Raw genomic sequence first — 9,512 nt, 5'->3', positions numbered from 1 at the left:
CAGCAACCCAGCGTTATCGCCTTTGTTCAGACACCTATGCGGACCATTGCCCTGTGTACTCCTGGTTAACCGCGATACGCTCCGGCACCCGGATAACGCGCTGGGCGGGCGGGCAGATTAAGATCGACTTCTATCACCAGAGCGCTTCATGGTTAACATCATCCACCTCGTTGCAGGTGCGAATGCGGAAACGGCGATCACAGCTCAGGGTATCGTTGATAAAATCAACCGACCAGCTCTGTTCAGTGCTTCTGGCTTCCGCACTGGATTACGAATGGGCAGGCGCTGTTTCCCTCTGCTCCGAAAGTGGAGCTTCAGCAGGCAGTAAATACGATACTCCCGCTTATGACGCCAGGAGTGGCCCTTGCTGCGCAGTATTCGAAAAAGCTTACTGAGCCCGTATCGCGGATAATACTCTGCCGCCTGCTGAAGCGTACTGATAGCCAGTTCATCACGTAACATGTCAGGACGGTAATGATAGCCTGTACGGGTCAGAGAAAAAGTCCGAAAGGCCTCTCTGATGCTGAGGGAAGGTGTTTGCACCACATAACTGACCCGCTTCTGTTTTGCTGTGGGCTTCAGCGTTTTTTGGGGCGAGTGATGCTTAAGACTCAGATCGGCAAACATTTGCTTTAGATGGCGCGCTTCATCTTATAATTATTTGATTTTATTAGTATCTATGGTCTCCATGCCATCGTGTTTTTTCAGCTGTAGCCGCTGGCATCAGAGATACCAACCTCACGGCAGACATCTTTCACCGTTCTGCCTGCCTCTACTGATTTCAGTACAGCGATAATCTGATGTTCAGTAAAATGGGCTTTACGTATAGCGCTCTCTTTCGGAGCATTGTCAACATGCCAGAAGATCGTTAAAAGTATGCGGGGTGGTGACAATCCTGACGAGCAAACACCTGTAGATTTCAGCGTATTCCACGGGTAACCGGTTATGGGCACGAAGAAAATGATATTCATTACGACGCAATTATCGACATGGTTGCGATGTGTTCCCTACAGGTGATCGGTTTTGTGTTAGGGGAGAGAGGCCACCATTTTTTCAGAGCTCATCTACCACTTGTTGCTTGCCATCTTCTATCTCCTCAGAAATTATCGTGAGTCATTATACGACAATCCAATTTTTTGATGGTCTTCTGAAGATGAATGTCTTATTATTTTGTGCTCAATTTGGATTAAATTTTCATGGGCCATGTGAAGAAAAAATATAATAATATGTCCAAATGCTGAAAAATGTATTTGTACAAAAACACTGCCAAGATATGTCCCCGACTCAACCATTGCTTAAATCTTGAACTTCACATTGCTAAAGGCTTAAAAATTTCTCTATTAGCCAGATTGGATAATATTATGCATCTTTGCATTATGTTTTCTGGTGGTGAATGACATCTGGTTTAATAAAATCTTGATCTTTTGTGCTAAACAAGACTGTTTTGCAATGCTGCTGTGTACGTTTTTGAATCTCTATGTTGAAATAAGTGGTTTCTTTTTGAGTAGTATTGAAAGAATAATCGTAATGACATCCGTTACTTTTAAATAAATAATATTTCTCGCAATGAATCATTAATCTATGATGAGTTGCGTTGAATTATATATTCACCATAGATTAACACACCTATTTTTACATTATTGAGCGCTATGCTGTGTTGATTGTGTTTAGGAGAGGATCGCACAGCAACGTAGTGTTGTATTTATAAGCAAAGAGATACAATCGAAACAAGCGAAAAGAGGTGATTGATTATGCAGTTAACTCCTAGAGAAGTGGAGAAGTTAATGGTTTACACGCTGGCGGATGTTGCGTTAAAACGCAAACAGCGTGGTGTGAAGCTGAACTATCCTGAAGCTGTATCGATTATTACAGTAACGGCCATGGAAGGTGCCAGAGATGGAAAAACCGTCGAGGAAGTGATGAATGAAGCGCGAAGTGTATTGACCCGCGATGATGTCATGGATGGCGTTGTGGAGCTAATTCCGAACGTACAGGTAGAAGCCATCTTTACGGATGGGAGTCGCTTAGTTACTGTTCATGATCCTATCCAATAAAACAGATTATCTGGTTTTTAGTTTCTTTGTTTTATAATTAAGGAGCATGAAAATGACCAATGCGAAAAATAGTAAGGCTAAAGTAAAAGAGAGTAACGTACCTGTCGGTGGTCTTCTGCTGAAAAATGAAGATATCAGCTTTAATGAAGATAAGCCTGTGGTAAAAGTTCGTGTGCGTAATACTGGTGATCGTGCGGTGCAGGTTGGCTCACACTTCCATTTCTTTGAAGCCAATAGAGCCTTAGAGTTTGATCGATCCGCAGCATATGGCATGCGGCTTAATATCATGGCGACTACCGCTATTCGTTTTGAGCCAGGTGATGAAATTGAAGTCTCTTTGATTCCATTTGGTGGAAAGCGACTGTTGTATGGATTTAATAATTTGCTGGATGGTTGGGCAATGTCAAACTATGGCAAAGAAGCGGTCGTTGAGAAAGCCATCAAATCCGGATTTAAGTTTTCCAAATAAAAATGATAGCGATATTCAACATAGATATTAACGAGGTATATCATGCCACATGTTTCGCGGAAAGAGTATTCTAGTCTGTTTGGCCCAACAGTCGGTGATAAAATTCGCCTGGGGAATACGGAACTATTTATTGAAATTGAAAAAGACTTGCGCGGTTATGGTGATGAGTCTGTATATGGTGGTGGGAAATCCCTGCGTGATGGTATGGGGGCGAATAATAACCTGACCCGTGACAATGGTGTATTGGACCTGGTCATTACTAATGTTACCATCATTGATGCCTGTTTAGGTGTAATTAAAGCAGATGTGGGTATTAAAGACGGGAAAATTTCCGGTATTGGGAAAAGTGGTAACCCTAATACTATGGATGGCGTAACCCCGACAATGGTAGTAGGTGCCAGTACTGATGCTATTTCCGGTGAGCATTTAATTTTGACTGCTGCAGGTATTGATACCCATATCCATTTAATTTCACCTCAACAGGCTTATCATGCTCTGTCTAATGGCGTCACGACATTCTTTGGCGGCGGCATTGGACCTACAGATGGTTCTAATGGAACGACGGTTACGGCGGGGCCGTGGAATATTCGTCAAATGCTCCGCAGCTTTGAGAGCCTGCCGCTAAATGTGGGTCTGTTGGGTAAAGGTAATGCCTGTGGCTATGGTCCGCTGGAAGAGCAAATCATTGCAGGGGCGGCTGGCTTGAAGGTGCATGAAGACTGGGGCGCTACAGCGAGTGCACTGCGTTATGCACTGCGCATTGCCGATAAGATGGATATTCAGGTGGCAGTGCATACTGACAGCCTGAACGAAGGGGGATATGTAGAGGATACTATTGACGCCTTCGAAGGCCGTACGGTACATACCTTTCATACCGAGGGGGCTGGGGGGGGGGCATGCGCCGGATATCATCAAGGTAGCCAGCCTGATGAATGTGCTACCCAGCTCAACGAACCCAACGCTTCCATTCGGTATCAACAGCCAGGCTGAGCTGTTCGATATGATCATGATTTGCCATAACCTTAATCCTAATGTTCCGGCCGATGTTGCCTTTGCTGAAAGTCGCGTTCGTCCGGAGACTATCGCTGCAGAAAACGTGTTGCAAGATATGGGGGTCATCTCCATGTTCTCCAGCGACTCCCAAGCGATGGGACGCGTCGGTGAAAACTGGTTGCGTTTGATTCAAACAGCCAATGCGATGAAAGTGGCTCGCGGCAAGTTACCGGAGGATGCAGCCGGCAATGACAACTTCCGAGTGTTACGTTATGTAGCAAAAATCACCATTAACCCTGCCATTGCTCAAGGTGTCAGCCATGTGATTGGCTCCATCGAGGTTGGGAAAATGGCGGATCTTGTTCTATGGGATCCGCGCTTCTTTGGGGCAAAACCTAAAATGGTTATTAAGGGAGGTATGATTAGCTGGAGCACGATGGGGGATTCCAACGCGTCGCTGCCGACGACTCAGCCAATCACATATCGTCCTATGTTCGGTGCGATGGGCAAAACTATGAATGACACTTGCGTGACGTTCGTTTCTCAGGCTTCGCTGGAAGATGGCGTTCGCGAGAAGGCGGGATTGGATCGTAACGTTATTGCAGTGAAAAATTGCCGTAATGTTTCAAAACAAGATTTAGTCCGTAATAACAACATGCCTAATATTGATGTGGATCCAGAAACCTTTGCTGTAAAGGTGGATGGTGTTCACGCGACGTGTAAGCCTGTTGATATTGCAGCGATGAATCAACTTTATTTCTTCGGTTAAGTTTAATATCACCTCTCCCTTATTATAGGGAGAGGTGGGTAAAATGGAGTACTCATCATGATCGTGATTAGCCATGTATTAGGAAATGTGAAAACGGACCCTGTCTGGGCCGAAAAGCTTAAGGCGTATGAGTTGGATTATTTGACTCTCGAACATGGTGATATGTATAAAAATAGCTGTAGGAAAATGACAGAGCAAGGTAAGGACTTGGGTATTTCCTTGGAGAGGAACTCTCTGCTCGCAGATGGTGATGTCTTGCTGTGTGATGATAAACATGCTTATGCCATTATTGTCAAATTGATTTTGCGGGATGTGATGATAATTGATTTGACAGATTTGCTTAATTTCAGCCACGAGATGATGTTGAAAATAAGTTTTGAACTGGGGCATGCGTTGGGAAACCAACATTGGAAGTCTATTATTCACGAGTCGCAGGTTTTTGTTCCTCTCAGTGTTTCGCATAAGGTGATGGAGTCAGTCATTCAAACCCATCGCTTTACTGGCATTCATTACCGATTCGAAAAAGGCGACAGCATCTTATCTTGCCTGACCCCCTCCGAAGCCCGTCTGTTATTCGGCGGCGCCGAGGACCTCGGTGCGCATGTTCATGTCGATCACAGCCATAGTCATGATTTTATGGGGCATAGCCATGAACATGAGGGACACCGCCATGTTCATAATCACGCAGGGAATAGTCATGACAATGAGCATGATGAACATCATTCCCGGCGCTGATGGGAGGATGTATGACGATTTGTCCTACTGAACTAATCCATATTATGCAGTTTGCAGACTCTGTATTACCGGTCGGCGCATTCTCTTTTTCTAACGGTATCGAGTCGGCGATTCAAAAAGGCATCGTAAAAGATGCTGACAGCCTAAAGGGTTTTGTCCGCACAGCCTTAAAGCAGGCGGCGAGTTGTGATGGTATCGCCGTAGTCGCGGCGCATCGTGCTGTTCTGGCGGAGGATCGTCAAGCCTTGGTGGCGGCTGATCGGGCGGTTTATAACAGAAAGATTAACGAAGAAAACCAGTTAATGACGACCCGCATGGGGAAAAAACTCGCAGAGCTTTCTTTAAATGTGCTGAAAAATCCACTAATTGATTGGTGGCTGAAGCAGATTGCCTGCGGTGACGCCGTCGGCACATACCCCGTCACGCAGGCTATCATCATGGCGATCCAGGGTATTGATGAGCAGCAGGTCGTGGTGATGCATCAGTATGGGGTCGCTATGACCATGTTGAGTGCAGCCTTACGCTTGATGAAAATAACCCATTTTGCGACTCAAGATATTCTTTATTCTTTGAGTCAAGATATCGTCGATCTTTGTGCAATATCGACCTGTGGTGATATTTCACTAATGTCTTCGTATGTACCTATCATTGATATATTAGCATCTAACCATATCGATGCGCATGTTAGATTATTTATGAATTAATATTTGGAGTGGATATGAAAAAAATTATTCGTGTCGGCATTGGTGGCCCAGTCGGTTCAGGAAAGACAGCAATTATTGAAGTTATTACACCACGACTGATGCAGCGTGGGATTAAACCACTCATCATTACTAATGATATTGTCACCACTGAAGATGCTAAGCAGGTTAAACGTACGCTAAAAGGAATTTTGGATGAGGAAAAAATTGTTGGTGTTGAGACCGGGGCTTGTCCACATACGGCCGTGCGTGAAGATCCCAGCATGAATATCGCTGCGGTTGAAGAGTTGGAGGCGCGCTTTCCTGACAGTGATGTCATCATGATCGAAAGCGGCGGTGATAACTTGACGCTGACTTTTAGCCCAGCCCTGGCCGATTTTTATATCTATGTTATCGATGTGGCTGAGGGGGAGAAGATTCCACGGAAGAATGGTCCTGGCTTAGTTCAAGCTGATATTTTAGTTATCAATAAAACTGATCTGGCTCCCTATGTTGGCGCTGATCTATCGGTAATGGAGAGTGACACCAAGGTAGTGCGTGGCGATCGTCCATACGTTATGACCAATTGCAAAACGGGTGAGGGGGTAGAGGAGTTAGTCGATATGATTATGCGTGACTTCTTATTTACACACAGCGAAATAAAGTGAGACACCATGAATAGGATGCCACAGTATTATTCAGCTACGGAGTGGGTGATGCAGTTAGGACGGGGCGCTCCTGAGTTGGCTGATTACCAAGATGAGCCCGCACAGATGGATAGCGGTTGTGTGGGGAAAAAAGCCTATTTAAATTTGGTTTTCGCTCAGCAGGGTGAGCGTAGCATTCTAGCGAAGATGGAACGGCGAGTGCCCTATCTGGTACAAAAGGCGTTGTATTGGGATCGAGACATGCCTGGCTTGCCGTGTGTCACGATGATCTCTACGTCAGGCTGTATCTTACAAGGTGACCGTCTGGTGTTGCAGGTTAAGGTTGAGGAGGGCGCCTGTGGACATGTAACATCACAGTCGGCGACTAAAATCAATCTGATGAATGCCAATTACGCGGCTCAGGTGCAGCATCTGGAAGTGGAGCGTGCGGGTTATCTTGAGTTTGTTCCTGAGCAGATTATTCCGCATCGGCACTCTCGCTTTATCTCTGAAACTGTTTTACGTTGTCATCCGGAAGGGACATTACTTTATTCAGAGATTTTGATGTCGGGAAGGAAGTACCATCACCAGGATGAGCGGTTTGGCTTTGATGTCTATTCATCGACGGTCAAGGTATTGAATGCCGATGGTGATGAGTGTATGTCTGAGCGCTACGTCTTGACACCCAGCAAGGGGAGTTTGGATGATATCGGTGTAATGCAACAGTTTGATATTTTTGCCAATGTTATTTTACTGACCAGTAAAGAAAATCAGGATCGCATCGTCAGCGGGATCAAACCCCGATTCGACTATGAGAATAAAATAGCTAGAGGCGTTAGTCGATTGCCAAACGGTGTCGGGTTAGTGTTTAAGGTTCTGACAAATGACTCTGGGCAAGCTAAAGATGAAGTGCGTCAATTTTGGAAGTTAGCCCGAGAGGTATGCCGGGGCGTCTCCCTGACTATTCCCTACTTTGCCAGGCAGAAATAATTGTGCGATGACGTCACTGTCTATGGTGGTGTCATCACTGCATGTCGTTTCTGGACTATATAGATATCGTTATCAGTCTATAACTATAACTGAATAGGTTGGATGGTCGTATGGATGTTAAAATAGACAAGCTATTAGGTGATGAACGCCATAGTTTTCTGCTGGAGTTTATTGATACAACTCTGCGTGGCTGTGGACAGGTGATGTTTCAAAACAATTCATTGACGGGGGCTTTTTTCTTCGGCGGTATTTTTTTTGATGCTTACTTAAATAATACTCCGGTGATCGCTTGGGGATGCCTGCTAGGAACGGCTGTGGCGACCTTAACAGGATATCTCATCATACGCGATCGCACATCCTTGCGTAGTGGTTTATGTGGATATAACGGCTGTTTGGTCGGTGCCGCGTTACCAGTTTTTTTGGTGCCAACACCAACGTTATGGTGTGTGTTGATCTTGAGCAGTGCGCTTTCAGTCATCGTGGCGACCAGCATATCTGAGTGCTTGAAGGGCTTGAAGATCGCGGCGTTAACCGGCCCATTTGTTGTGACAACCTGGGTGGTATTACTTGCTAGTTATAACTTTCCTCAGTTGGTCCACATGGGATTACCGGCGACATTTCTGCCGCAGCAGCATACTCATCTGCTCACTCATTCCTATTATCATACTGAATGGTTAGGCGCATTTAATGGTGTTTCGGAGGTTTTTCTATTTAGTAATATCGTCTCTGGGATGCTCATGTGTATCGGGCTGGCCTGTGGTTCGCTTTGGAATGTTTTCTATGCGGTATTTAGTGCCGTCCTCTCCATGCTGATTGCACTCTGGCTAGGAGGTACCTTGCAAGGTGTTGATGCGGGTATGTTCTCATTTAGTGCCGTATTAACCGGTATTGCTTTAGGCGCTACCTTTAGTAAACCTGGCATGATGAGTTTTTGTTATACCGTTATCGGGGTCTTCTTTGTCGTATTAATGCAAGGAGCATTGAATACAGCATTAGCCCCTTTGGGTATTCCTAGTTTGACGATGCCGTTCGTATTGGCCACATGGGTATTGCTGTTGGTCCATGATAAGACTGTCTTACAGGATTAACTGATAAGCATGATGAACACACTGCTTAGACAGGCATGGAGAACGCAGAGATATATTAGGAAAGGCTAGCACACAGCAATATATTACGCTCTGGTTCTTTCTATTTTAGTGGCGAGTCGTGTGTAATTCATGGCGAGTCATTGTTGTGCCTGATGTTATTACTTAGGTTAACCGCGTGCTGCGCTGAATGACATTGCTAATTTTACAGAGTGTCATGATCATCATGATGGCGTTAGTCATTTGTGCGGGGGGGGTAATACTGAGTTTAGATATAATGTTGTGCTGATGTTGGATTTCAGCGTTACTTAGATCACACGAGGGGAATATGTTAATTAACAGTGGCGACACCGCATTCATAATTTTATGTACGGCAATGGTTTGCCTGATGACACCAGGATTAGCGCTATTTTATGGCGGTTTGGTTAGCGAGCGGAATATAATTTCTGTTATGCTGCAAAATTTTATCTGTATGGGGGTGGTAGCAGTTATTTGGATATTCGGTGGGTTTAGCTTGGTATTCGGACAGGATGTGGGGGGAGTGATCGGTAACTTTTTTGATTACTTTGGAATGCTACATATCGGCGTTTCGGTGAATAAAGCGTGGGCGCCAAATATTCCATTTATCTTGTTTTTTGCCTATCAAATGATGTTTGCCATCATTACGCCAGCGTTGATCAGTGGTGCTATCGTTGGGCGTGTCAAGTTCTCCGCCTATGTTAAATTTGTTTTCTTATGGGTGATCTTCGTCTATATCCCCGTTGCTCACTGGGTCTGGGGAGGCGGTTTCTTAGAGCAAATCGGCGTGGTTGATTTTGCAGGCGGTATCGTGGTGCATGTGACCGCGGGGTTCTCTGCGCTCGCCGCGGCGTTGTTCATCGGTAAACGGGTTGACTCGGTTATAAAATCAGAGAAGCCAGTGAGCTTGCCGATTGTGGCTTGTGGGGCCGGCTTACTGTGGTTTGGTTGGTTTGGATTTAGAGCCGCTAACAAAACCGTTCAACAAAGCGCAAGCAGATAACAGCACAAGCCAGCGTCAGCAAGGCAAGATGGGTATCCAGCCGCCGTTCGAAGCGAATACGCAGCTTGG

General features: G+C 45.4%; 8 protein-coding genes and 3 pseudogenes. 9 read left to right on the top strand and 2 right to left on the bottom strand.

What is annotated here, in order from left to right; all coding sequences use genetic code 11:
- Nucleotides 1-55: 55 nt before the first annotated feature.
- A pseudogene (locus EIEH_RS19610) lies at nt 56-827 on the bottom strand (transposase); the annotation flags it as partial.
- 924 nt (nt 828-1,751) lie between these two features.
- Here EIEH_RS19610 and EIEH_RS04045 point away from each other — a divergent pair.
- The 9 genes and pseudogenes from EIEH_RS04045 (at nt 1,752) to EIEH_RS04005 (ending at nt 9,443) form a co-directional block, all read left to right on the top strand.
- A complete protein-coding gene (locus EIEH_RS04045; protein WP_015871371.1) occupies nt 1,752-2,054 on the top strand; it encodes an urease subunit gamma in 303 nt (100 codons plus the stop codon).
- A gap of 52 nt (nt 2,055-2,106) precedes the next feature.
- Nucleotides 2,107-2,523, top strand: a complete 417-nt coding sequence (gene ureB / locus EIEH_RS04040; protein ID WP_015871370.1) for an urease subunit beta — start codon at nt 2,107-2,109, stop codon at nt 2,521-2,523.
- A gap of 42 nt (nt 2,524-2,565) precedes the next feature.
- Nucleotides 2,566-4,285 (top strand): annotated as a pseudogene (locus tag EIEH_RS04035) (urease subunit alpha).
- 57 nt (nt 4,286-4,342) lie between these two features.
- Complete coding sequence (locus EIEH_RS17285; RefSeq protein WP_015871368.1) at nt 4,343-5,020, top strand: urease accessory protein UreE; 678 nt, start codon at nt 4,343-4,345, stop codon at nt 5,018-5,020.
- Nucleotides 5,021-5,037: 17 nt separating this feature from the next.
- Nucleotides 5,038-5,724, top strand: a complete 687-nt coding sequence (locus EIEH_RS04025) for an urease accessory protein UreF (protein WP_107775313.1) — start codon at nt 5,038-5,040, stop codon at nt 5,722-5,724.
- 14 nt (nt 5,725-5,738) lie between these two features.
- Nucleotides 5,739-6,368 carry an urease accessory protein UreG gene (gene ureG, locus EIEH_RS04020; RefSeq protein WP_015871366.1) on the top strand — a complete coding sequence of 210 codons (630 nt, stop codon included), beginning with the start codon at nt 5,739-5,741 and terminating at the stop codon, nt 6,366-6,368.
- A 6-nt stretch (nt 6,369-6,374) separates the two neighbouring features.
- A complete protein-coding gene (locus EIEH_RS04015; RefSeq protein WP_015871365.1) occupies nt 6,375-7,337 on the top strand; it encodes an urease accessory protein UreD in 963 nt (320 codons plus the stop codon).
- Between the two features lie 110 nt (nt 7,338-7,447).
- Nucleotides 7,448-8,425, top strand: a complete 978-nt coding sequence (yut, locus tag EIEH_RS04010; RefSeq protein ID WP_015871364.1) for an urea transporter — start codon at nt 7,448-7,450, stop codon at nt 8,423-8,425.
- Between the two features lie 325 nt (nt 8,426-8,750).
- Nucleotides 8,751-9,443 carry an ammonium transporter gene (locus tag EIEH_RS04005; protein ID WP_015871363.1) on the top strand — a complete coding sequence of 231 codons (693 nt, stop codon included), beginning with the start codon at nt 8,751-8,753 and terminating at the stop codon, nt 9,441-9,443.
- Here the strand turns inward: EIEH_RS04005 and EIEH_RS18815 are convergent.
- A pseudogene (locus EIEH_RS18815) lies at nt 9,409-9,512 on the bottom strand (IS5/IS1182 family transposase); the annotation flags it as partial. The gene EIEH_RS04005 and the pseudogene EIEH_RS18815 overlap by 35 nt on opposite strands.

This window comes from Edwardsiella ictaluri ATCC 33202, assembly GCF_000264785.1.
GTDB lineage: Bacteria > Pseudomonadota > Gammaproteobacteria > Enterobacterales > Enterobacteriaceae > Edwardsiella > Edwardsiella ictaluri.
Note: the sequence above shows the minus strand (reverse complement) of the source record. Positions and strands in the feature narration are given on the sequence as shown.

What these genes read in the sequence shown, in the direction of transcription:
- EIEH_RS17285 (WP_015871368.1), top strand. Translation starts at nt 4,343, where the DNA reads ATGATCGTGATTAGCCATGTATTAGGAAATGTGAAAACGGACCCTGTC.
- EIEH_RS04015 (WP_015871365.1), top strand. Translation starts at nt 6,375, where the DNA reads ATGAATAGGATGCCACAGTATTATTCAGCTACGGAGTGGGTGATGCAG.
- yut (WP_015871364.1), top strand. Translation starts at nt 7,448, where the DNA reads ATGGATGTTAAAATAGACAAGCTATTAGGTGATGAACGCCATAGTTTT.
- ureB (WP_015871370.1), top strand. Translation starts at nt 2,107, where the DNA reads ATGACCAATGCGAAAAATAGTAAGGCTAAAGTAAAAGAGAGTAACGTA.
- ureG (WP_015871366.1), top strand. Translation starts at nt 5,739, where the DNA reads ATGAAAAAAATTATTCGTGTCGGCATTGGTGGCCCAGTCGGTTCAGGA.
- EIEH_RS04005 (WP_015871363.1), top strand. Translation starts at nt 8,751, where the DNA reads ATGTTAATTAACAGTGGCGACACCGCATTCATAATTTTATGTACGGCA.
- EIEH_RS04045 (WP_015871371.1), top strand. Translation starts at nt 1,752, where the DNA reads ATGCAGTTAACTCCTAGAGAAGTGGAGAAGTTAATGGTTTACACGCTG.